Below are 20,485 nucleotides of genomic sequence, written 5' to 3'. Positions count from 1 at the left end.
TTGTCGCTTAAGCGGCGACTTTATTGTTTTTGTGCATGACTTCGCGCGCCAGATGCCGATAGGCCATCGCCCCAAGCGATCCAGAGTCATATTGCAGAACCGGCAACGCAAAAGATGGTGCCTCACTGACCCGCACATTTCTTGGTATCTTGGTCTTAAAAACCATCTCACCCAGATTGTCACGGGCGTCTTTTTCAACCTGACGGGACAAATTGTTGCGGTTGTCATACATGGTCAACACAACACCTTCGATTCTCAGGTCTGGATTCGCGGTCTGTCGAACCTCTCTGATCGTCAACATAAGTTGAGAGAGACCTTCCAGCGCAAAAAACTCACTTTGCAGTGGAACCAATACCGAATGTGCAGCCACCATCGCATTCACCGTCAATAGATTCAGCGAAGGTGGGCAATCAATCAGAACAAAATCCAGATCAAACTCATCGATCGACGTCTGTCTCAACGCGTCGTGCAACAAATAACTGCGTTTTTCGTTTGAAATCAGTTCAATATCAGCCGAGCTCAAGTCCACGGTCGCGGGTACGACGAACAGACCACCGATCTCAGTCTCTTGAACAACTGCCTCAAGCGGCGCCTCGTCGAGGATCAAGTCATAAGTTGTCCAGTCTCGGTCTTCGACACCCAGCCCGGTTGATGCGTTGCCCTGCGGATCAAGATCAACCACCAAAACCCGGCATCCGGCCTCGGCCAGCCCAGCCGCTAGGTTTATTGCCGTTGTGGTCTTCCCAACACCACCCTTCTGATTAGCAACCGCGATAATCCGGGGGCCGGAAGGACGAGACAAATCAACCACGTGATACTCCTTTGATCTTAAGGATAACGGCCTGAGGTTCAGTTAAACTTGTAATTTGCTCCGCATCGAATTTCCATTCCTCACGCGCCTCGTCCATCTCTTTTTTCCAGTTTGCGCCTTTCGGCAACAAGGCTAGGCCAGGTTCGCTTAAGTGTCTGTCACAAAATGACAAAAGCGTCTTTAGATCAGCCAGGGCCCGAGCCGATAGGATATCCACACCCAATGGATCAACTGCCTCGATCCGCTTTGAGATCACCTCACAATGAACACCACATTCCCGCGCGACATTGCGCAGAAAAGCCGATTTGCGCTGATCGCTTTCGATAAACTTAAAACGTGCTTCTGGCGCCTCGTCCGCAGCCATAATCGCGCAGACCATTCCTGGAAACCCGCCCCCACTTCCCAGATCAGCCCATGTTTGAAAGGGCACCGCGCAACGGAACACCTGCACTGAGTCCAGGATATGCCGGTTCCAGATTTCCTTCAGGCTCTTGCGTGAAACTAGGTTTATCTTTGGGTTCCAGCGCTCAACCAGATCTACGTAGGTTGTGAGGCGTTCCAGTGTTTCACGTGAAACATCTAAGGCGCCAAAATCCAGGAATTCAGGTCTCATGCCCGCCGCAACCTTTCGTCACGACGAAGCCTTGCTAAAACCAGTGTAAGTGCTGCTGGTGTCACGCCCTCAACCCGGCTGGCCTGTGCGATGTTAGCCGGGCGCGCCTTGGAAAGCTTCTGTTTCATTTCCGCAGACAGCCCATCCAGCGTATGATAATCGAAACCCCGCGGAATCACATAAGCTTCATCCCGTTTCATCGCTTCCACATCACGCTGTTGCCGAGCAATGTAATTGGCATAAAGCGCGTCCCGTGAGATTTGCTGGCGAATTTCCGGAGCGATATCGACGATATCGGGGATCAATGGCAATATGTCTTCAAAAGACACATCTGGAAACGCCAGGATCGCCAAACCATCGCGGCGATTTCCGTCTTGATTCACATTGATGCCAGCCGCTTTTATCTCTTTCGGGGTGTAAGTACGCTCGGTGAGCACACCTTTTGCACCCTCCAATTTCGTCATCTTGTCTTCGAAATGCGCACATCTTTTTTCACCAATACAGCCCAGCCGCATACCGATCGGCGTCAACCGCTGATCCGCATTGTCCGCCCTTAGTGACAATCTGAACTCAGCCCTTGAAGTGAACATACGATAGGGTTCAGCTACACCTCGTGTCGTCAGATCATCGATCATAACGCCGATATAGCTGTCCGCTCGAGTGAAATGTACGGGCTCTTTCCCCTGCACCTCTAACGCGGCGTTAAGTCCAGCGACCATACCTTGGGCTGCTGCTTCCTCATATCCTGTGGTTCCATTTATCTGACCCGCAAGATATAGACCCGGCACAGAAGGAAGGGACAGCGAGGCAGTCAAAATCCTTGGATCCACATAATCGTATTCAATCGCATAGCCGGGCTGGAGAATCTCAGCCCGCTCAAGGCCCTTGATGGATCGCACGTAGTCCTGCTGTACATCCTGAGGTAATGAGGTCGAGATACCGTTGGGATAAATCGTGTGATCATTGATACCCTCTGGCTCCAGGAAAATCTGGTGCGAATCCTTATCTGCGAACCGAACGATCTTATCTTCGATAGATGGGCAGTATCTTGGGCCAACACCGTCGATGTGACCGCCATACATTGCCGATTTACTGAGGTTCTTTTCAATGATCTCATGTGTCCGGACATTTGTATGCGTGATACCGCAAGAGATTTGAGGCGCAATGACCGATGTCGATAGAAATGAGAACAGCGTCGGTTCATCATCCCCGATTTGCTTATCCAGATCCGACCAATTGATCGTCCGACCATCTAGCCTGGGTGGCGTGCCGGTTTTCAACCTGCCGATGGGTAAGTCATAGCTATCCAATCGCTCGGCCAGCTTTTTAGATGGGCGATCGCCCATCCGACCACCCGGTCGCGAAACATCGCCAATGTGGATTACCCCGCGCAAAAATGTACCAGAAGTCAGGATAACCGCGCGTGCTGAAACCTCGGATCCGTCACCAAGAATCACACCTGCGACGCGCTCGCCTTCCATTTTGAAGTCGACGACTTCGCCAACCAGAACGGTCAGATTTTCTTGCTGTTCCGTTTCCGCTTGCATTGCCCCGCGATATAGCGCTCGGTCAGCTTGCGTTCTTGGGCCTTGAACGGCTGGGCCTTTGCGGCGGTTGAGTAACCGAAACTGAATACCTGAACGATCTGCTACGCGACCCATGACACCGTCTAGCGCATCAATTTCTCGTACCAGATGACCTTTACCCAACCCACCAATGGCAGGGTTACAGGACATCACACCTATATCGGTTGCGGACAGGGTCACGAGCGCAGTTGACACACCCATACGCGCAGCCGCATGCGAGGCCTCCGCTCCCGCGTGTCCTGCGCCAATAACAATGACATCAAAACCCGAATGTTTCACGTGAAACACTCCTTATTTTCCCAGGCAGAAACTTGAGAAGATTTCATCTAGCAAGTCCTCAACACCTATTCTGCCCACCAAAGTTTCAAGCGCCCGGATTGCAGTACGCAACTCCTCTGCTGCGATATCATACAGGTCCGGGCCTGATTCCAGAACCGACATCGCACTGTCCAAAGCACGCTTTGCAGCAATCAGCGCAATCCTGTGCCGCTCCCGTGTTGCAATACCATGACTAGTAGTCCGTTCACCCAACACACGCGATATATTGGTGACTAACATATCAATCCCCTGCCCGGTTTTCCCGGAAACACCATCTTCGATATCTGGTCGAAGATCTGATTTCGGTCGAACCGAGATGTCACCCACCTGAATCGATACGCCAAGTTCTGAGGGATTATCAGAAAGAAAAACACGCAGATCAGCAGTTTCCGCACGTTTGCGCGCCCGTTCGATGCCAAGGTTTTCAACATGGTCTTCGGTTTCTCGCAAACCTGCAGTATCCAACAACGTCACGGGTAAACCAGAGAGGTCCATGCGCACCTCGATCACGTCCCGCGTGGTTCCAGCATATTCCGACGTAATCGCAGCCTCACGCCCTGCAAGCGCGTTCAGCAGGGTGGATTTACCGGCATTCGGTAATCCAACAATCGCCACCTCAAATCCGGTTCGAACACGTTCGGCAATTTGAACACCATCAGCCTCGCGTTGAAGATCCTCGATAACGCCAGAAATCAGCTGCCGAACTTCGGGCGTAACGTCAGTTGGGACCTCCTCATCAGCGAAATCTATCACTGCTTCCAATAAAGAAGCCGCTCGGATCAGATCGCGCCGCCAGCGTTCCGCAAGATGCCCCAACTCGCCTGCCAATATGGTCTGCGCTTGCTGTCGCTGCGCTTCTGTTTCCGCATCTATCAGATCGGCAAGGCCCTCGACCTGTGTCAGGTCCATCTTGCCGTTTTCCAAAGCCCGCCGGGTGAATTCTCCGGGGTTAGCCAGGCGCACGCCATCGATATCAGACAGGCATCGCATAACGGCGTTTACGGTAGCCGTACTGCCGTGAATCTGCAGCTCAGCAACGTCTTCGCCAGTAAAACTGGCTGGCGCTTGAAAGGTCAGGATCAAACCATCATCCAAACGAGAATCCGCAGGATCACGCAAGGTGCGGAACGTCATACCCCGCGGCGACAGGGCACCGCCTGACATCTCAGCCGCAGCGCGATGTGCATCGGGACCCGAGAGGCGGATGACCGCCACCCCGGCTTTACCCTGCGCGCTGGCCAAGGCGAATATCGTATCCATTCGAAGGCCTCGCGTTGGTAAGACCTGTGTCAGGTATTCATCGAATCGAAGAACTCACCGTTTGTCTTCGTCTGTTTCAACTTGGATAACAGGAACTCGATTGCGTCGGTGGTGCCCATCGGGTTGAGGATACGGCGCAGAACGAAGGTCTTCGCCAGATCGCCCTTGTCGACCAGCAGGTCCTCTTTCCGGGTACCGGACTTGAGAATGTCGATGGCCGGGAACACGCGCTTGTCTGCGATCTTGCGATCCAGCACGATTTCCGAGTTACCGGTGCCTTTGAATTCTTCGAAGATGACTTCATCCATCCGGCTGCCGGTATCGATCAGTGCGGTGGCGATGATGGTCAATGATCCACCCTCTTCGATATTCCGCGCGGCACCAAAGAACCGCTTGGGCCGCTGCAGCGCATTCGCATCCACACCACCGGTCAGAACTTTGCCCGAGGATGGGACCACAGTGTTAAAGGCCCTACCAAGTCTTGTGATCGAATCAAGAAGAATAACAACATCTCGTTTATGTTCGACCAAACGCTTGGCTTTTTCGATCACCATCTCCGACACGGCGACGTGTCGTGTTGCTGGTTCGTCGAAAGTTGAAGACACAACTTCACCCTTCACTGAACGCTGCATGTCAGTCACCTCTTCCGGGCGTTCGTCGATCAGTAGGACGATCAGATAGCACTCTGGGTGATTCTGTTCGATCGAATGCGCGATGTTCTGCAGGATCACCGTTTTACCGGTCCGCGGAGGCGCCACGATCAAAGAACGCTGGCCTTTACCGATCGGCGAGACCAGATCAATAACACGGGCTGATTTGTCCTTGATGGTGGGATCCTCGATCTCCATCTTCAGACGCTCGTCCGGATATAGCGGCGTCAGGTTGTCAAAGGCAATCTTGTGCTTGGCTTTTTCTGGTTCTTCAAAGTTGATCTTGGTAACTTTGGTCAGCGCAAAGTAACGCTCGTTCTCATCAGGTGCCTTGATATCACCTTCAACCGTATCACCTGTCCGCAGCGAGTGCAGGCGGATCATATCAGGCGAAACATAGATGTCATCCGGACCCGGCAGATAGTTTGCCTCGGGCGAGCGCAGAAAGCCAAAACCGTCCTGAAGAACCTCAAGCACGCCATCGCCGCCAACGGTCCAGCCCTCATCCGCGCGTTCGCGCAGGATTTGGAACATCATCTCGCCCTTACGCATGGTCGAGGCGTTTTCGATCTCCAGCTCTTCGGCCATCGCCAGAAGGTCTTTGGGGCTTTTGGCTTTCAGATCGGCCAGATTCAGGGATTCAGTTGTCATGACATATACCTTCACCGCTGATTGCACGGCACGAAGTGGAATTTCAGTACGGAAAATACACCGCCCGGACGGGCGTGTTGCGGTCTAGATAGGCGCTTACTTGGAAAGAGTCAAACGGGCCGTCAGAACTTCAAAACAACCGAGAGAACGATGATCACCATCAAAACGGTGGGAACCTCATTCATCATGCGATACTGGCGCCCTGTGAGCGTGTTTCGACCCGCGACAAAGTCTTTGCGGCGGGCCATCAGCCAATGATGAAACCAGGTCATCCCAATCACGGCCACCCCTTTTAACCATGGCCACGCGAAATCCCAGCTGACGATACCCGGCGTAAACACCATGATCAGCCCACAGACCCAAGCCACAATACTGGCTGGTCCCATGATCACGCGCAGCAGCTTTTCTTCCATTTCAAAGAAAATCTCTTGCGCGCCATCTACCGCTTGCGCCTTCTCTACGTGATAAACAAACAATCGGGGTAAATAGAACAAACCGGCCATCCAAGAGATCACGGCCATGATATGGAGCGACTTCACCCACGGGTAGATCGTGAAAAGAAGATCAGTCATTTTGGCTCCGAACGTTGTTCGTCCCTCTCCCTATAAAAAAAATAAGAAAGAAGAAAGGATGATGGTTTTGTAGTGCGATCAATTTTGGTGGATTACTTTTTTACCCTTTGGTTTTCCTCAGGTGGATAGTTTTGCCGGATATTGGGCTGATTCTGTGAGTTTTATAAATATTATATATTATACAAATACTTATATGAATTTCATTCTATAGATTCTGGGGATAACTACCTGTATATCTATGGGGGAGAGAGTTATCCCATGTGTCAGACTTATCCTTGTCCCGGCTGGACAATGTTTGAGCGACTCAGGGAAGTTTTGCGGGTTTTTCCCGGGCTTGCGTGTCAATCTGAAAACCATACAAAGCGTCCCTGAACACTCATGGATTTGCACACGGGGTTGTCCACATGTCTGTCCCCATCATTTTAGCCTCGGGCTCAACCATTCGCGCGCAGCTGCTGGAAAACGCAGGCGTGCCGTTCACTGTGCAAGTGGCGCGGGTGGATGAGGATACCATAAAGCGGGCGTTGCTGGCTGAGGATGCCCCACCCCGCGACATCGCGGATGCGCTGGCCGAAATGAAGGCGCGAAAGGTCAGCGACAAATCTCCGGGCGCGATGGTCTTGGGTTGCGATCAGGTGTTGGATTTCGACGGGCAGCTGCTATCGAAACCCGAAACGCCCAAGGATGCGTTGAAACACCTCAAAGCCATGCGGGGTAAGCGCCATATGCTTTTGTCGGCAGCGGTGATCTATCAGGATGGTGAGCCGATCTGGCGGCATGTGGGTCAGGTTCGTTTGCGCATGCGGATGAGTTCGGACTCCTATCTGCGTGATTATGTTGAGCGGAACTGGAACAGCATTCGCCACGCCGTAGGGGCCTATAAGCTGGAAGAAGAAGGTGCGCGCTTGCTTGCCGCCATTGACGGGGACTATTTTAACGTCTTGGGTATGCCCCTGTTGGAACTGCTCAACTATCTGGCTGTCAAAGGGGTGATCGATCAATGACGGACTATCAGGTCCCTCTGGCCGGGGTGATTGGGCATCCGATCGGGCATTCGCGGTCGCCCAAGCTGCATGGGCATTGGTTGAAGACTTATGGGCTGCCGGGGCACTACATTCCGATGGATGTGGCCCCTGCGGATCTTGAGACCGTGTTGCGAACCCTGCCCAAGGCCGGGTTTGTGGGCGCGAACGTGACCGTGCCCCATAAAGAAGCTGCTTTGCGGATTGCCGATCATGTCTCTGACAGGGCAACGGTGATCGGGGCGGCAAATACATTGGTGTTTCGCGAGGATGGTTCGATCCAAGCTGACAACACCGATGGGTATGGGTTTATGGAGAATTTGCGTAGCGGTGCGCCAGACTGGAATGCTCAGGATGGGCCAGCTGTCGTGTTTGGCGCAGGCGGAGCGGCGCGCGCGGTGTTGCAGGCGTTGGCCGATGCAGGTGTGCCTGAGATTCTGCTGACCAACCGCACCCGCACTCGCGCGGATCATCTGAAAGAAGAATTTGGTCAGCGGATTACCGTGGTCGATTGGGTTCAGGCCGGAAATGTTATTGAAAATGCGGAGCTTGTGGTCAATACAACCTCGCTGGGCATGCAAGGTCAGCCGGAATTGCGGGTACCTCTGGACGGGTTACAGCCCGGCGCTGTGGTGACCGATCTGGTTTACGCACCGTTGAAAACCAATCTGTTGAAAACAGCGGAAGAGGCCGGGTGCACCACAGTCGACGGTCTTGGTATGTTGCTGCATCAGGCGGTTCCCGGGTTTGAACGTTGGTTCGGCGTCCGGCCAGAGGTTGACGCCGACACCCGCGCGGCGGCTTTGGCATGAGTTTCGCGCTTGGCCTGACCGGCTCGATTGGCATGGGGAAAAGCACCACGGCGCAGATGTTTGTCAACGAAGGCTGCGCGCTTTGGGATGCGGATGCAGCCGTGCATCGGCTTTATGCGCCCGGCGGAGCAGCGGTTGAGCCGATGAGCACCACCTTTCCTGACGCCATCATCGACGGAGCGGTCAGTCGGGATGCTTTGAAACAGATCATTTCTCAGGACGGCTCTGCGCTTAAAGCCATCGAGGTCATTGTCCACCCCTTGGTTGCGGCGGACCGTGCGGCATTCCGCGAAAACGCAACGGCGGACATTCTGGTCTTCGACATCCCGCTGCTATTTGAAACCGGCGGCAACGAAGCCATGGACGCGGTAGCCTGCGTTTCTATTCCTGCTGAGGAACAAAAACGCCGGGTCATGGCGCGCGGTACGATGACTGAGGCTCAGTTCGAACAGATCCGCGCCAAGCAGATGCCAAATGATGAAAAATGTGCGCGGTCGGATTATGTGATCGAGACTGACACTCTGGACCACGCCCGCGCACAGGTGCAGGATGTGGTCAGGCAGATACGGGCGGGGATGGCAGATGCGAGAGATTGTACTTGATACCGAAACCACAGGGTTCGATCCCGAAAATGGGGACCGGATCGTGGAAATCGGCGCAGTTGAGCTGTGGAATCATGTCGCCACGGGTGAGACTTATCACGTCTATATCAACCCCGAACGATCCATGCCCGAAGAAGCGTTTGGTGTACACGGCATCGGCCCTGACCTGTTGGAATCCCCGCGCCCGGCAGAAAAAGGTGAAGTCACGCTGAAAGACAAACCGGTTTTTTCAAAGGTCGGTCAGGGGTTTCGCGATTTTGTGGGCGACGCAAAGCTGGTGATCCACAACGCTTCGTTCGACATGAAATTCCTGAACGCAGAACTGAAATGGATGGGTATGGCCCCGCTGCCGATGGATCAAGCAATTGATACGCTGGCCATCGCGCGGAAACGCTTTCCCGGTTCGCCCGCGTCTTTGGATGCGCTATGCCGACGGTTCAACATCGACAATTCGAACCGGGTGCTACACGGGGCGTTGTTGGACTCGGAGATCTTGGCCGAGGTCTATCTGGAATTGATCGGTGGTCGTCAGCCCGATTTTGGCCTGTCCACCTCTGCTGTCTCGGGTCCGGGTGGAGCAGATGACTGGCGGCCAAGCCCACGCACGACATCTCTGCCCTCACGGATCACCGATGAGGAACGCGCTGCGCATGAGGCATTTGTTGAGAAATTGGGCGAAAGCGCCCTTTGGACCCGCGCCTGATCCCGTCAGGCACGGGTCAAAACCCTAGGCGTCGGTCTTTTCCGACTGAGCTGCCTGACGGCGCATCAACTCGTTGCGATACAGCGCAACAAAATCGATGTTGTCCAGGTTCACCGGCGGGAAGCCACCGTCACGGGTTACATCGCTGACAATGCGGCGCAGGAACGGGAACAGCATGCGCGGGCATTCGATCATCAGGAACGGGTGCATCTGGTCTTCGGGCACACCTTCCACGTGGAACAGGCCGCAGTAGTCCAGCTCGCACATGAACAGAACATCATCCATGCCCTTGGCTTTGGATGTCAGGTTCAGTTTGATCGACACCTCGAACTGATGTTCGTTCGGGCGTTTCTTGGCATCCAGGTTCACCTGAACCTGAATTTCGGGCTGCACGTCACCCGACACGCCTTTTTGCGCCATCACGTTTTCAAAGGACATATCGCGGATGAACTGTCCCAGAACGCGCATTTGCACCTGAGGGGCAGTTTGTGCCGCGGTGTTTTCTGCAGCGTTTTCTTCGGCCATGGATCTACTCCAAAAATGAAATTCGCCACTGCTTATCAACTTGGGCGCGGCACCTCAATGCTCGTGGGGGCCTTCGACCCATTTCGATGGTTTTGAGGGGTCTTTCCGGGGGCGCACTTCGGTAAATTCTCCGTCAATCACATCACCCTGATCAAAAGGGTCACGCTGGGTCTGAAAGCCTGCCCCTGACCCCATCTGGAATTGCGTGACTTTGACTTTGGACTTTAGATAGCGGAACACCGCGACCCGGACACCGGGGATAAGCAGTGCAAACCCAACAGCATCCGTGAAAAAGCCGGGCGTCAGAAGCAACGCGCCCGATAGCAGGATCATCGCGCCATGGGCCAGCGGTTCGGTCGGGTCATCCAGTGTGGCAAAGGATTGCTGCAGCTGTCCCAGCGCCATGCGACCTTGTGTCCGCACCAAAGTGGTGCCCAAAATCGCTGTCAGAACCACAATTCCCAGCGTTGGCCACAGGCCAATCAGGCCGCCAACCTGTATGAACAGGGCGATTTCGATGATGGGTACCAACAAAAATGCCAAGAACAGGTACATTTGCGCTATCCTTTCCATATGGCCAGGCTGTGGACTTGCCTCGCCCTGTCACCTACATAGTGGCAAGAGGCCGTGTACACAAAGTCTTGGCTCTGAGAAGAGGATGAAATGAACGAACCCATGATCCAGTTGCTGGTCCTGGCCGGAATTGCCGTTTTCCTGATCCTGCGCTTGAAAAGCGTATTGGGTTCGCGTGAGGGTTTCGAAAAGCCTCCTGTCCCGCAACAGCCCGATACAAGCGCGTCGCGCCGTGATTTTGAGGTGATCGAGGGTGGCCCCGATCATGACATCACCGACCATGTGCCCGAAGACAGCGATCAGGCGCAAACTCTGGCCGCGATGAAGCGGATCGAGCCGAGCTTTTCAGTCAGCGAGTTTGTTCAGGGCGCACGCGGCGCCTATGAGATGATCGTGATGGGCTTTGAAAAGGGCAGCCTGGATGAAATCCAGCCCTTCCTGTCGGAAGAGGTGTTTGACACCTTTGTTTCGGTTGTCGCCGACCGCGAAGACAAGGGCCTGACGATCGAGGCGGAATTCATCGGCGTACGGGAAACTACTCTGACGGATGTGAAGTTCGACAAAGACACCAACGAGGCCGAGATTACCATGAAGTTCGTGGGTGAGTTGACCTCGGTCGTGCGGGATCGTGGTGGCGACATCATTGAGGGCAGCCCGAACACCATGAAACGCCAAAAGGACAGCTGGACCTTTGCCCGCGTGATGGGCAAGGACGATCCGAACTGGCTGCTTGTTGCCACGGACGCATGATTGCAACGCTCCGGTCGCTTTTTCTGGTGGGCGCAATGACCACCGCCAGCGCCACCGGAGCAGAGGTGACGCGATCCATTCTTTCATTTGATGACTTGCAGGGCTGGGCCGAGGATGACCACGGCGCGGCCCTTTCCGTGTTTCTGAACACCTGTGGTGATCTGGGACATCCGGATTGGCGCGCGCTTTGCGGTGTTGCGCGCAGCTATGACACAGAAGCTGCACGCACTTTCTTTGAACTGTTCTTTCGTCCGGTTCTGGTTGAGGATGGCGAGGACGCGTTGTTCACCGGGTATTTTGAGCCAGAACTCGATGGTTCAAGGGTTCGCACAGAACGTTTCAGATATCCGATCTACAAAATGCCGCCCGAAGCCCGAAGCGATGGACCATGGCTGAGCCGCCGGGAAATCCTGACAAGCGATGTGATGAAAGGCCGTGGCCTGGAAATCGCTTGGGTCGATGATCCCGTCGAACTTTTCTTTCTGCAGATCCAGGGCTCGGGCCGGGTAAAACTGCCCGATGGTGGCGCGCTGCGTGTTGGCTATGGTGGTGCCAATGGTCATCCCTATCGGTCCATCGGCGTTGAACTGATCCGGCGCGGGATTTTGGGGTCGCACGAAGTCAGCGCTCAGATGATCCGCGCCTGGGTGCGTAAGAACCCGCAGGCCGGGGCCGAGTTGCTGTTTCACAACCCCTCCTACGTGTTCTTCCGCGAGGTGAGCCGCGTTGCACCCGAGCTGGGGCCGCTGGGCGCCATGAACCGGTCTGTCACCACCATGCGGAGCATTGCTGCCGATCCGGCTTATACACCATTGGGCGCGCCGGTCTGGGTCGAGAAGGACGGCGCAAACCCGCTGCGCCGATTGATGATCGCCCAGGATACCGGATCGGCCATCAAAGGCGCACAACGGGCTGATATCTTTTTCGGGACTGGTGACGACGCCGGAAAAGCCGCAGGTAGGCTGAAAGATCCGGGACGGATGATCCTGTTGTTGCCCATTCAACGTGCTTACGCCTTGTTGCCGGATGAATTCTGATGACCCAGCGCAAACTGACCAGTGACGAGATCGAGCTTTGGCGCAAGGTCACCAAACAGGCTGAGCGTTTGCACCCTGAGGTCCCCCAGAATGTGCATCCGACAACCCTGCCGAAGCCGACACCCAAGAAGCTGCCGAAACCTCGGCTCGAAACCTTTGAGCTGGGCCAGACCCTTCAAAGCAAACCGTCCGGTAATAGTTTGAAGCCGTCAATTACGGAAACGTTGCGCGCCGCGCCGGTGCAGATGGATACCAAGGCGTTCGGCCGGATGAAGCGCGGAAAACTTAAGCCTGAGGGCAAGTTAGACCTGCATGGGATGCGGATTGAAACAGCACATCCGGCGCTTGTGCGCTTTGTTCTAACGGCGCAGGCACAAGGCAAACGGCTGGTTCTGGTAATCACGGGCAAGGGCAAGGACCGGGACGAACCTGGCCCAATCCCGACCCCGCGCGGCGTGCTGCGCAATCAGGTGCCGCACTGGCTGACCATCCCGCCGCTTGCGCAGGCGGTGATGCAGGTGACCCCGGCCCATATCAGCCATGGCGGAGACGGGGCCTATTATGTCTATCTGAGGCGCTCGCGTTAGAAACCAGCCCTCGCACGCCGGATGCCAAACCAAACTGATGCGCAGACCAGCAGGAAAAACGCGGCGATCCACAGGAATTGCAGGCTGAGCGGGACACCAAAGTCGATCAAAACACCGGTCAGAATCGGTCCTATGGCAGAACCCAGTACCATCAGCGCTGTCGCCAGGGCTTTGATGGCCCCGATATGTCGGGTGCCGTAAAACTCGGCCCAAAACGCGCTGGGCAAAGTATTGTGGGCCCCGCCAGTGATGCCCATGAAGATCAAGCCAATCAAAGCGATACCGATGGTGTCTGCGAAGGCCATGACGCCAAAGCCCATCGCCATTGGTATCTGATAGAATGGCATGATCCGGGCGGTGCCCCATTTGTCCAATGCCCATCCCGCCGCAAACATCGAGATGATCGAAATGACGGTAAAGATCGGAAACAAGGCCACCAGTTGGATATGGGCCCAGTCTTTGACTTCGGCCAAGTGGACCTGATGGAAGAAGAAGGCAGTGATGAACGCCGAGGGCCCCAGAATAGCTGGCGCCATGCACCAGAACAGCGGATGTAAAAATGCCTCACGACGGGTCCAGTGACGGCCTTGCATTCCTGTTGCCGCATATTCATCCGCAAGGCTTTGGGGTGTTCGTTCCTGACGCAGCAGCCGGAACAGGACCGGGATACCCAGCAGGATCAGACCTGCCACCAAAACCCAAAGCCAGCGCCAATCCACAAAGGCCATTGCGGCAACAAAGCTAAGGGGTAGCAGCGCCTCACCGATGGAATAGCCCAGTGAGGCGATTGACAGGGCCTTACCCCGCGATGCGGTAAACCAGCGTGCCATGGCGACTTGTGCCAGATGCGTACTCATCCCCTGCCCGAACAGGCGCAGCAGAAAGATGGCAACCGGCAAAAGAGCCACCCAAGTATTCCAGGCCAGCGCAAGCGCGGCAAGGGCAAGACCCGCAAGGACAACAGGCCCCAGAACGCGGACGCGGAACAGATCCGTCAGGCCCCCGGCCCAGATCATTACCCCGGCTGAAACCAAGGTGCCCAGTGAATAAAGCCCGCCCCAAGCCCCATGACTTAATCCATAAGCGGCGCGGATTTCGCCCGCGAAGACCGAGATGAAAAACGTCTGCCCAAAGCTCGACAAGAAGGTCAGTAGAAGACCAGCGCCGAGCCAGGTTGCATTGTCATGAAGGAATTGACGCAGGTTGAACCGCGTCACGGTGTTGTCACCTCTGCCTGTCCGGTTTCGGTCAGCACAATTTCGGTTGCGCCATCGGGGTTGCGTTGATCTTCAGGCACCAGAGTGTTGATGCCCCGGCTGCGCCCGTCATCCGGCCCGAACGTGCCGCTGACGCGCCGGACCGAGCCGAGAATCGCCAGAAGCGCTGGCGAAGTGGCTGCCACGAAATGCGAGGATTGCGCATCACTGTTGAACGCAGTTGTGTCGATCACGTTGATCGGAAACTCTTCCAGCGCGTCGATCGAGCTGATGTTCCCCAAGCGCTCACCTTCTGCCGTCCCGCGTAGGCGGGCTGAGATATTGAGTATCTTGTCCTTCTGCGACACCATCACGATGAACGGGTCGGGCGGGTTTGCGATACGGGTCATCTGAGATCGAAACAGATCGACATCCAGATCAGGAGAGATCAGAACAACACCTTCCAGATTTCTTTTAGCCCAGCCAGGTTCTTTCAACTCAGCCTGTCGCATCATCTCCATCGACAGCGCGCCACCCATGGAATGCGCAACCAGAACAACACGTTTCACACCCATGGATTTCAAACTGCGAACGGTTTGTTCCAGCCCATCGCGCGCAAACAGCGTGCTGTCCAGATCATAGGCATAGCCAAACCCGGTTGCGCGGCTGGGCCATGAATAAACCAGGATGGAACCGGGTATCCCGATGTCATTTGACAGCTGGGCCGCACGGAACAGGGTTTCGGTCTGGGTCGAGTTGTAGCCATGGACAAAGATCGTCACGTCGTCCTGACCATGTAGATGTTCTTTTAACCCGTTGGGGCCATCCAGTTCGGTTACATTGGCCAGAACAAACTCTTTCTTCGGGTTTGCGTTGGCGTATGAAAATTTAAGCGTTCCGGGTGTATGGGTCGGAGGGATTGAAACAGTGGTTTCAAGAAAGCGCAGGCTGTCGCCGCGCCGGAACCCATAGGATCCATCCGGTTCTTTTGCGCGTGAAGTGCTGGCGAACACGGTCTTGGGCGTACCGACTGACAGGGCGGAGGGCACGGTTTCCGTGACGGTTCTGTCGACACATGCCCCAACCAAGAAAATCAGAAATAGAATGAGCAGATAACGCAACGCAAAATACCCTTAATAAGGTTTGGCGCTAAGCTATCGATTTCTACCCCCACGTCCAGTGACTTGGGGGATTGCGGCGGCAAAATCTGGCTGAGCTTGTTACAGAACGTAACGGCTCAGGTCGGCGGATTTGGTTAGCTCGCCCAGGTTTTCTTCCACGAAGGCGGCATTAACCGTGATTTCAGACCCGGCCTTGTCGGGCGCGGTAAAGGACAGCTCCTCAAACACCCGTTCCATCACGGTGTATAACCGCCGCGCACCGATGTTTTCGACGCTTTGGTTTACATCCGCCGCGATCCGGGCCAGTGCCGCAATACCATCTTCGGTAAAGCTGACCGTGACTTCTTCGGTGCCCATCAGGGCGGTGTACTGGCGGGTCAGCGCGTTGTCGGTTTCTGTCAGGATGCGCACGAAATCTTCTTCGGTCAGCGCGCGCAGTTCAACCCGAATGGGCAGACGCCCCTGAAGCTCGGGCAGCAGGTCCGAGGGTTTGGCGATGTGGAAGGCTCCGGAGGCGATGAACAGGATATGGTCGGTTTTCACCGGACCATGTTTGGTGCTGACCGTGGTGCCTTCGATCAGAGGCAGCAGGTCGCGCTGCACCCCTTCGCGGCTGACATCGCCGCCGCGCGCGTCCGAGCGGGCGCAGACCTTGTCGATCTCATCCAGAAAGACAATGCCGTTTTGTTCGACGGATTCCAGTGCAATGCGGTTGACGGTTTCATCATCCAGCAGCTTGTCGGCCTCTTCGCCGATCAGGGCATCATAGCTTTCAGAAACGGTCATCCGCTTCTTGACTGTCCGCCCGCCGAAGGCTTTGCCGAATATATCACCCAGATTCATCATTCCCATCTGGCCGCCCGGCTGGCCGGGAATATCGAACATCGGCATCGGGTTTGCGGTGTCGGACAGCTCCAGCTCAATCTCGGTATCGTCCAGCTCACCTGCTTTCAGCTTTTTGCGGAACATCTCGCGCGTGCCTTCGCGGGCGTCTTCGCCGGCAATGGCGGTGATCACACGATCCTCGGCGGCCTGATGCGCGCGTGCCTTCACATCTTCGCGCATGTATTCGCGGGTCTGAACGATGGCGGCGTCGGCGAGATCGCGGACGATCTGCTCAACATCACGGCCAACGTAACCGACCTCTGTGAATTTGGTGGCTTCAACCTTGATAAAAGGTGCGCGCGCCAGTTTGGCCAGGCGGCGGCTGATCTCGGTTTTGCCCACACCGGTGGGGCCAATCATCAGGATGTTCTTTGGATAGACCTCATCGCGGATATCATCAGACAGCTGCTTACGCCGCCAGCGGTTGCGCAATGCCACGGCTACGGCGCGCTTGGCGTCTTTCTGACCGATGATGAAACGGTCCAGTTCCGAGACAATCTCGCGCGGGGTCAGGTCGGTCAAGGCGCAGTCCTTTCGGTCGGCAGGTCAAAACTTTGGCTTAGGTAATCATGTGAGGCATGAAAACAACCAAGTGGCTTCATTGGCAGCGTTGGTTAGCAACGCACCCTCCGGTTTGCAATGCTTTCTATAGGTGAAGCGCGCCCGCTCTGATACAGTGATTTCAATGCCTTGTGGGTCAGGAGTGCAGAGATGACGAAAATCGCCAAGATCACCCTGTTGTTTGTGGTGTTTGTAGACCTGATCGGACAGGGGTTGGTGTTTCCCATTATCAACTCACTGATCATGGAGACCAAATCCGGGTTTCTGCCGGACAACACACCCGAGGGGCGACGGCATTTTTACTATGGTCTCGTGATCGGGTGTTTCTTCCTATCTTGGTTTCTTGGCGTGGTTTATGTCTCGAAAGTCTCAGATTCCATCGGGCGTAAGAACGCTTTGCTGGTCTGTCTGGGCGGGGCGTTGGTGGGTTATGCCCTGACCATTGCGGCGCTTTATATGAACAGCCTGCTGATGCTGATCGTCGGGCGTTCGATCACAGGCTTCACTGCCGGCAACCAGCCCATCGCGCAGGCGGCGATGATTGATGGCAGCACCGATGCCGCCGACCGAGACCGAAACATGGGGTATATCGTGACTGGCGTTAGCTTTGGCCTTGTGGGCGGCCCGATTATTGGGGCCGTCCTGTCAGATGCCGCCCTGCTGGGCAGTTATGCTACCCTGAAAACCCCGTTCTACGGGGCCTTCGTTCTGGTGATGGTCGCTATCTTCCTGGTGATGACATTTTTCAAGGACACTCGCACAGACCGCGAACCCTTTGTCTTCCGCCCGCGCGACATCGCTGACAGCCTGATCGCGGTGCGCGGCCACCCGATGGTTCTGAAAATCCTGCCGGTCTATTCCTTCTTCATGATCGCCAACGTGACCTTCTATGTCTTTGTCGACAACTTTTTAACCAGTCGCTTTGGCTACGGGGTAATCGGCGGCAGCGTGGCCATGGTGGTGATCGGCGTTGCGCTGGCGTTCTCCAGCACCTTCCTCGTCAAACCCGCGCAAGAGCGGTTCAGCAAGCATTCGATCATCTACACATCGCTGATCGCCATGGTGATCTGCGGGCTGGCTTTTGCCTTCAGCCCCAACGGTGTGCTCAGCTATGTGCCGGTTTTCCTGTTCTATTTTCTGTTCGGCGTCGCCTACCCGACCCTGCTGGGCCTGTTCTCGTCCAGCGTCAGCGAGACCGATCAGGGCTGGGTCATGGGCGTGACTACTGCCGTGTTCTGTTTGGCCGGAGGCATCATGTCGCTGATTGGCGGCGGGCTGATGAGCATCGACATCCGCGTGCCCTATTACATCGTGGTCATTGCCGCGATTTTCGGCTTGATCGGGATGCACCGCCGCTGGAAAGGGAAGGAGATCAAGGCGCTACTCGCCTGAGATAATTTTCGTTTGATTTTGTTTCGAAATACGCTGCCTCTCCCTACGGTCGAACGCGCATTTTGATGCATTGTTTTTGGGTTTACGTAAAACGTCCTAGATCGTCTCAACCGTCAGATTGCCGTTTGTATAGACACAGATATCCGCAGCAATCGCCATCGCTTCGCGCGCCACCTGCTCGGCCTCTTTGTCGCTGTCCATCAGCGCGCGGGCTGCGGCGAGCGCAAAGTTCCCGCCTGATCCGATGGCAGCCACGTTATGCTCGGGCTCCAGCACGTCGCCTGCCCCGGTGATCACCAGCAGGTCTTTGCCATCGGTGACAATCAGCATCGCCTCAAGCTTTTGCAGGTACTTGTCGGTACGCCAGTCCTTAGCCAGCTCTACCGAGGCGCGGGCCAGTTGGCCGGGTGTGGCTTCAAGCTTGGCTTCCAGTCGCTCCAGCAGCGTGAAGGCGTCGGCAGTTGATCCGGCAAAACCAGCAACCACCTCGAACCCACCGGGCGACAGGCGGCGCACCTTGCGGGCGGTGCCCTTGATTACGGTCTGGCCCAGGCTGACCTGCCCGTCCCCGGCAATGACAACCTGCCCGCCTTTCTTGACACCGATGATGGTCGTACCGTGCCAACCGGGGAAATCGCTGTCTGCCATGAAAGCCTCCGTTCTGCTTGTCGCTATATATGGGCCGGACGCAGGATCGGCGCAACCCGTTCTAAAACTGCGTAAAAGATATGCAATGGATGCAGATCGGGACTGTCAAACAAGCAATTGTGAGTCCGGGTCGCGCATCCTACATGGGGCTTACAACCGACAACGGGTCGGCTGTTTCAAATCCAAGGACTGCGCACATGGCAACCACTGCAAATATTCATGCGCCGCTCGGAGCAGCTACCATCCTGCACGTAGTGGACGCGTTCTCGAACGCTTTTGAAACCGTTGTTGAATGGAACAAGAGTCGCAAAACCCGCAAGCTTCTGTCCGAGCTGACCGACGCTCAGCTGGAAGACATCGGCTTGGTTCGCGCGGATATCGCGAAGCTCTGATCCTTCGACCGGATCACCAAATCAGAACAGCCGCCCGGATATCCGAGCGGCTTTTTCTTTGTCAGTTCTGGATATAATTCCCGATCTGAGATGGCACAAAGGCCTCAATCGCGGCGGTTGCAACCACGTGCCGCGTGCCAGCAGCCGTATCCACCACATCTTGCCCACCCAGAACCGCGCGCACCTCGGCCTTGCCGCGTGGAAGATCAGCTGCGACCAGATCACAATCGACTTGTTCGGGATTTTGCACACCAATTGTCACCTGCACCCGCATCTCGGCGTGATCGATCCCAAGGTTCGAAAACAACGTGATCGAGGAATGGTGCAGTGCATCCTGTACCGCCCTTCGTGCAGCTTTGGTGTAATCCTGACCATAAAGGTCATTCCCCATGCCCATCTCAAGAATGATGCGCTGTTCGCTCATTGCGCGGCCTCCATATCAAAAGAAACGGCCAACGCTGCATTGGCGATCACCGTTAGGCCCTGTCCGCCCGGTTTCTCGATATCAAGGCCGCCTTTGGCAACCGTGATGCTGGGGGTTCCATACGGAAACACAGCCAAAAGCTTATCGGCATCCACCTGTTCGGGCTGCTGCACCCCGATTTCGACATCGATGATCATCGCCTCTTTGGGAAAGCCGAACAGCTCAGCCATGTTGATCGAATTATGCCACAGCGCGTCCTTGATCGCGCGCAGCGCAGCTTCGGTGTAATCCGCACGGCGCAGGGACGTTCCCATACCGAATTCCACCAATACCCTTGTTTTTGCCATCTGCCTTCTCCGGCCTTTCAACAAAAAAGGCGCCCGGTACAGGCGCCTTTGATCATTTTCTAATCCCAATCGGATCAGATGGATTCGTCAATCCAGCTTTGCAGAGCGGCCTTGGGCGCCGCGCCCGCGCGGTTCGAGACCACCTGACCGTCCTTGAAGATGAATAATGCCGGGATACCACGCACGCCCATGGCCGCGGCCGCGTTTGGGTTGCTGTCCACATCGACCTTGGCAATCTTTAACTTATCGCCATACTCGGCGGCCAATTCTTCCAGCGCGGGGCCGATCTGCTTACAGGGGCCGCACCATTCGGCCCAGAAGTCCACAACTACGGGAACGGCCGAGTTCTTGACTTCGGCGTCAAAGGTGTCGTCGGTAACGGCAACGGTCGACATATTCTGTCTCCTGAATGGGGTAAACTTGGGATCAGAACGTAGGTGCCGCCGT

The 20,485-nt window shown here is 55.6% G+C and carries 24 protein-coding genes; 9 read left to right on the top strand and 15 right to left on the bottom strand.

All coding sequences use genetic code 11. The features are described 5' to 3' along the window. Positions 1–7 precede the first annotated feature (7 nt). From AC2FGE_RS16960 to AC2FGE_RS16935, 6 genes are all read right to left on the bottom strand, one after another. The gene (locus tag AC2FGE_RS16960) at positions 8–811 is read right to left on the bottom strand and encodes a ParA family protein (RefSeq protein ID WP_496820427.1); all 804 of its coding nucleotides are present in this window, start codon (positions 809–811) and stop codon (positions 8–10) included. Further along, positions 804–1,424, bottom strand: coding sequence for a 16S rRNA (guanine(527)-N(7))-methyltransferase RsmG (gene rsmG, locus AC2FGE_RS16955; protein ID WP_496820425.1), 621 nt, complete (start codon positions 1,422–1,424; stop codon positions 804–806). Before rsmG ends, AC2FGE_RS16960 begins: the two co-directional genes overlap by 8 nt. After that, positions 1,421–3,289, bottom strand: coding sequence for a tRNA uridine-5-carboxymethylaminomethyl(34) synthesis enzyme MnmG (gene mnmG, locus AC2FGE_RS16950; RefSeq protein ID WP_496820424.1), 1,869 nt, complete (start codon positions 3,287–3,289; stop codon positions 1,421–1,423). Before mnmG ends, rsmG begins: the two co-directional genes overlap by 4 nt. A gap of 12 nt (positions 3,290–3,301) precedes the next feature. Beyond that, entirely contained in the window at positions 3,302–4,588 is a 1,287-nt protein-coding gene (mnmE, locus tag AC2FGE_RS16945; protein WP_496820423.1) for a tRNA uridine-5-carboxymethylaminomethyl(34) synthesis GTPase MnmE, read from the bottom strand. A gap of 29 nt (positions 4,589–4,617) precedes the next feature. Continuing rightward, positions 4,618–5,889, bottom strand: coding sequence for a transcription termination factor Rho (gene rho / locus AC2FGE_RS16940; RefSeq protein WP_496820422.1), 1,272 nt, complete (start codon positions 5,887–5,889; stop codon positions 4,618–4,620). A gap of 122 nt (positions 5,890–6,011) precedes the next feature. Beyond that, a complete protein-coding gene (locus AC2FGE_RS16935) occupies positions 6,012–6,461 on the bottom strand; it encodes a CopD family protein (protein ID WP_496820421.1) in 450 nt (149 codons plus the stop codon). 404 nt (positions 6,462–6,865) lie between these two features. On the opposite strand from AC2FGE_RS16935, the gene AC2FGE_RS16930 reads away from it, so the two are divergent. Genes AC2FGE_RS16930 through dnaQ form a run of 4 tightly spaced genes read left to right on the top strand, consistent with a single transcriptional unit; the run spans position 6,866 to position 9,600 of the window. Further along, positions 6,866–7,465 (top strand): Maf family protein, encoded by a 600-nt coding sequence (locus AC2FGE_RS16930; RefSeq protein ID WP_496820420.1) that lies wholly within the window; start codon positions 6,866–6,868, stop codon positions 7,463–7,465. Then, entirely contained in the window at positions 7,462–8,295 is an 834-nt protein-coding gene (locus AC2FGE_RS16925; RefSeq protein ID WP_496820418.1) for a shikimate dehydrogenase, read from the top strand. Before AC2FGE_RS16930 ends, AC2FGE_RS16925 begins: the two co-directional genes overlap by 4 nt. Continuing rightward, positions 8,292–8,897, top strand: coding sequence for a dephospho-CoA kinase (coaE, locus tag AC2FGE_RS16920; RefSeq protein ID WP_496820417.1), 606 nt, complete (start codon positions 8,292–8,294; stop codon positions 8,895–8,897). The genes AC2FGE_RS16925 and coaE overlap by 4 nt, the downstream gene beginning before the upstream one ends. After that, positions 8,878–9,600 carry a DNA polymerase III subunit epsilon gene (gene dnaQ / locus AC2FGE_RS16915; RefSeq protein ID WP_496820416.1) on the top strand — a complete coding sequence of 241 codons (723 nt, stop codon included), beginning with the start codon at positions 8,878–8,880 and terminating at the stop codon, positions 9,598–9,600. The genes coaE and dnaQ overlap by 20 nt, the downstream gene beginning before the upstream one ends. Positions 9,601–9,624: 24 nt before the next feature. Here dnaQ and secB read toward each other — a convergent pair whose 3' ends face one another. Next, positions 9,625–10,125 (bottom strand): protein-export chaperone SecB, encoded by a 501-nt coding sequence (secB, locus tag AC2FGE_RS16910; protein WP_480550429.1) that lies wholly within the window; start codon positions 10,123–10,125, stop codon positions 9,625–9,627. Between the two features lie 54 nt (positions 10,126–10,179). Then, entirely contained in the window at positions 10,180–10,680 is a 501-nt protein-coding gene (locus AC2FGE_RS16905) for an FxsA family protein (protein WP_496820415.1), read from the bottom strand. Positions 10,681–10,788: 108 nt separating this feature from the next. On the opposite strand from AC2FGE_RS16905, the gene AC2FGE_RS16900 reads away from it, so the two are divergent. From AC2FGE_RS16900 to AC2FGE_RS16890, 3 genes are read left to right on the top strand one after another with little or no spacing between them, the layout of a single operon-like run. After that, positions 10,789–11,448, top strand: a complete 660-nt coding sequence (locus tag AC2FGE_RS16900; RefSeq protein ID WP_496820414.1) for a Tim44/TimA family putative adaptor protein — start codon at positions 10,789–10,791, stop codon at positions 11,446–11,448. Continuing rightward, a complete protein-coding gene (gene mltA, locus AC2FGE_RS16895) occupies positions 11,445–12,485 on the top strand; it encodes a murein transglycosylase A (protein WP_496820413.1) in 1,041 nt (346 codons plus the stop codon). The genes AC2FGE_RS16900 and mltA overlap by 4 nt, the downstream gene beginning before the upstream one ends. Further along, complete coding sequence (locus AC2FGE_RS16890; RefSeq protein ID WP_496820412.1) at positions 12,485–13,072, top strand: Smr/MutS family protein; 588 nt, start codon at positions 12,485–12,487, stop codon at positions 13,070–13,072. Before mltA ends, AC2FGE_RS16890 begins: the two co-directional genes overlap by 1 nt. On the opposite strand, the gene AC2FGE_RS16885 is transcribed toward AC2FGE_RS16890, so the two are convergent. The 3 genes from AC2FGE_RS16885 to hslU all read right to left on the bottom strand — a co-directional run bounded on the left by AC2FGE_RS16885 (position 13,069) and on the right by hslU (position 16,796). Further along, positions 13,069–14,289: an MFS transporter gene (locus AC2FGE_RS16885; RefSeq protein WP_496820411.1), complete on the bottom strand. Its 1,221-nt coding sequence runs from the start codon at positions 14,287–14,289 to the stop codon at positions 13,069–13,071. The genes AC2FGE_RS16890 and AC2FGE_RS16885 overlap by 4 nt on opposite strands. Beyond that, positions 14,286–15,389, bottom strand: a complete 1,104-nt coding sequence (locus AC2FGE_RS16880) for an alpha/beta hydrolase (RefSeq protein WP_496820410.1) — start codon at positions 15,387–15,389, stop codon at positions 14,286–14,288. The genes AC2FGE_RS16885 and AC2FGE_RS16880 overlap by 4 nt, the downstream gene beginning before the upstream one ends. Positions 15,390–15,488: 99 nt before the next feature. Next, positions 15,489–16,796: an ATP-dependent protease ATPase subunit HslU gene (gene hslU / locus AC2FGE_RS16875; protein WP_496820409.1), complete on the bottom strand. Its 1,308-nt coding sequence runs from the start codon at positions 16,794–16,796 to the stop codon at positions 15,489–15,491. Between the two features lie 189 nt (positions 16,797–16,985). Here hslU and AC2FGE_RS16870 point away from each other — a divergent pair, with 189 nt between their 5' ends. Beyond that, positions 16,986–18,227: an MFS transporter gene (locus AC2FGE_RS16870; protein WP_496820407.1), complete on the top strand. Its 1,242-nt coding sequence runs from the start codon at positions 16,986–16,988 to the stop codon at positions 18,225–18,227. Positions 18,228–18,323: 96 nt separating this feature from the next. Here AC2FGE_RS16870 and hslV read toward each other — a convergent pair whose 3' ends face one another. Then, positions 18,324–18,875 carry an ATP-dependent protease subunit HslV gene (hslV, locus tag AC2FGE_RS16865; protein WP_496820406.1) on the bottom strand — a complete coding sequence of 184 codons (552 nt, stop codon included), beginning with the start codon at positions 18,873–18,875 and terminating at the stop codon, positions 18,324–18,326. A 197-nt stretch (positions 18,876–19,072) separates the two neighbouring features. Between hslV and AC2FGE_RS16860 the strand changes: the two genes are divergently transcribed. Then, positions 19,073–19,267: a DUF1127 domain-containing protein gene (locus AC2FGE_RS16860; RefSeq protein WP_496820405.1), complete on the top strand. Its 195-nt coding sequence runs from the start codon at positions 19,073–19,075 to the stop codon at positions 19,265–19,267. Positions 19,268–19,328: 61 nt separating this feature from the next. Here the strand turns inward: AC2FGE_RS16860 and AC2FGE_RS16855 are convergent, their stop codons facing one another. The 3 genes from AC2FGE_RS16855 to trxA form a co-directional block, all read right to left on the bottom strand. Then, positions 19,329–19,691 (bottom strand): Lin0512 family protein, encoded by a 363-nt coding sequence (locus AC2FGE_RS16855; RefSeq protein ID WP_496820404.1) that lies wholly within the window; start codon positions 19,689–19,691, stop codon positions 19,329–19,331. Further along, complete coding sequence (locus tag AC2FGE_RS16850) at positions 19,688–20,038, bottom strand: Lin0512 family protein (protein WP_496820403.1); 351 nt, start codon at positions 20,036–20,038, stop codon at positions 19,688–19,690. The genes AC2FGE_RS16855 and AC2FGE_RS16850 overlap by 4 nt, the downstream gene beginning before the upstream one ends. A gap of 74 nt (positions 20,039–20,112) precedes the next feature. Further along, positions 20,113–20,433, bottom strand: a complete 321-nt coding sequence (gene trxA / locus AC2FGE_RS16845) for a thioredoxin (protein ID WP_480826160.1) — start codon at positions 20,431–20,433, stop codon at positions 20,113–20,115. Positions 20,434–20,485 lie beyond the last annotated feature (52 nt).

The organism is Ruegeria sp. YTSA075 (assembly GCF_059610245.1).
The sequence above is the reverse complement of the archived record's forward strand: the minus strand, read 5'-3'. Positions and strand labels throughout refer to the sequence as shown.

Coding starts and splice junctions, on each gene's coding strand:
- AC2FGE_RS16905 (WP_496820415.1), bottom strand. CDS start 10,680: ATGTACCTGTTCTTGGCATTTTTGTTGGTACCCATCATCGAAATCGCC.
- AC2FGE_RS16925 (WP_496820418.1), top strand. CDS start 7,462: ATGACGGACTATCAGGTCCCTCTGGCCGGGGTGATTGGGCATCCGATC.
- rsmG (WP_496820425.1), bottom strand. CDS start 1,424: ATGAGACCTGAATTCCTGGATTTTGGCGCCTTAGATGTTTCACGTGAA.
- AC2FGE_RS16870 (WP_496820407.1), top strand. CDS start 16,986: ATGACGAAAATCGCCAAGATCACCCTGTTGTTTGTGGTGTTTGTAGAC.
- AC2FGE_RS16860 (WP_496820405.1), top strand. CDS start 19,073: ATGGCAACCACTGCAAATATTCATGCGCCGCTCGGAGCAGCTACCATC.
- AC2FGE_RS16850 (WP_496820403.1), bottom strand. CDS start 20,038: ATGGCAAAAACAAGGGTATTGGTGGAATTCGGTATGGGAACGTCCCTG.
- dnaQ (WP_496820416.1), top strand. CDS start 8,878: ATGCGAGAGATTGTACTTGATACCGAAACCACAGGGTTCGATCCCGAA.
- mnmE (WP_496820423.1), bottom strand. CDS start 4,588: ATGGATACGATATTCGCCTTGGCCAGCGCGCAGGGTAAAGCCGGGGTG.
- mltA (WP_496820413.1), top strand. CDS start 11,445: ATGATTGCAACGCTCCGGTCGCTTTTTCTGGTGGGCGCAATGACCACC.
- AC2FGE_RS16930 (WP_496820420.1), top strand. CDS start 6,866: ATGTCTGTCCCCATCATTTTAGCCTCGGGCTCAACCATTCGCGCGCAG.
- secB (WP_480550429.1), bottom strand. CDS start 10,125: ATGGCCGAAGAAAACGCTGCAGAAAACACCGCGGCACAAACTGCCCCT.
- hslV (WP_496820406.1), bottom strand. CDS start 18,875: ATGGCAGACAGCGATTTCCCCGGTTGGCACGGTACGACCATCATCGGT.
- rho (WP_496820422.1), bottom strand. CDS start 5,889: ATGACAACTGAATCCCTGAATCTGGCCGATCTGAAAGCCAAAAGCCCC.
- coaE (WP_496820417.1), top strand. CDS start 8,292: ATGAGTTTCGCGCTTGGCCTGACCGGCTCGATTGGCATGGGGAAAAGC.
- AC2FGE_RS16900 (WP_496820414.1), top strand. CDS start 10,789: ATGAACGAACCCATGATCCAGTTGCTGGTCCTGGCCGGAATTGCCGTT.
- trxA (WP_480826160.1), bottom strand. CDS start 20,433: ATGTCGACCGTTGCCGTTACCGACGACACCTTTGACGCCGAAGTCAAG.
- AC2FGE_RS16855 (WP_496820404.1), bottom strand. CDS start 19,691: ATGAGCGAACAGCGCATCATTCTTGAGATGGGCATGGGGAATGACCTT.
- AC2FGE_RS16890 (WP_496820412.1), top strand. CDS start 12,485: ATGACCCAGCGCAAACTGACCAGTGACGAGATCGAGCTTTGGCGCAAG.
- AC2FGE_RS16935 (WP_496820421.1), bottom strand. CDS start 6,461: ATGACTGATCTTCTTTTCACGATCTACCCGTGGGTGAAGTCGCTCCAT.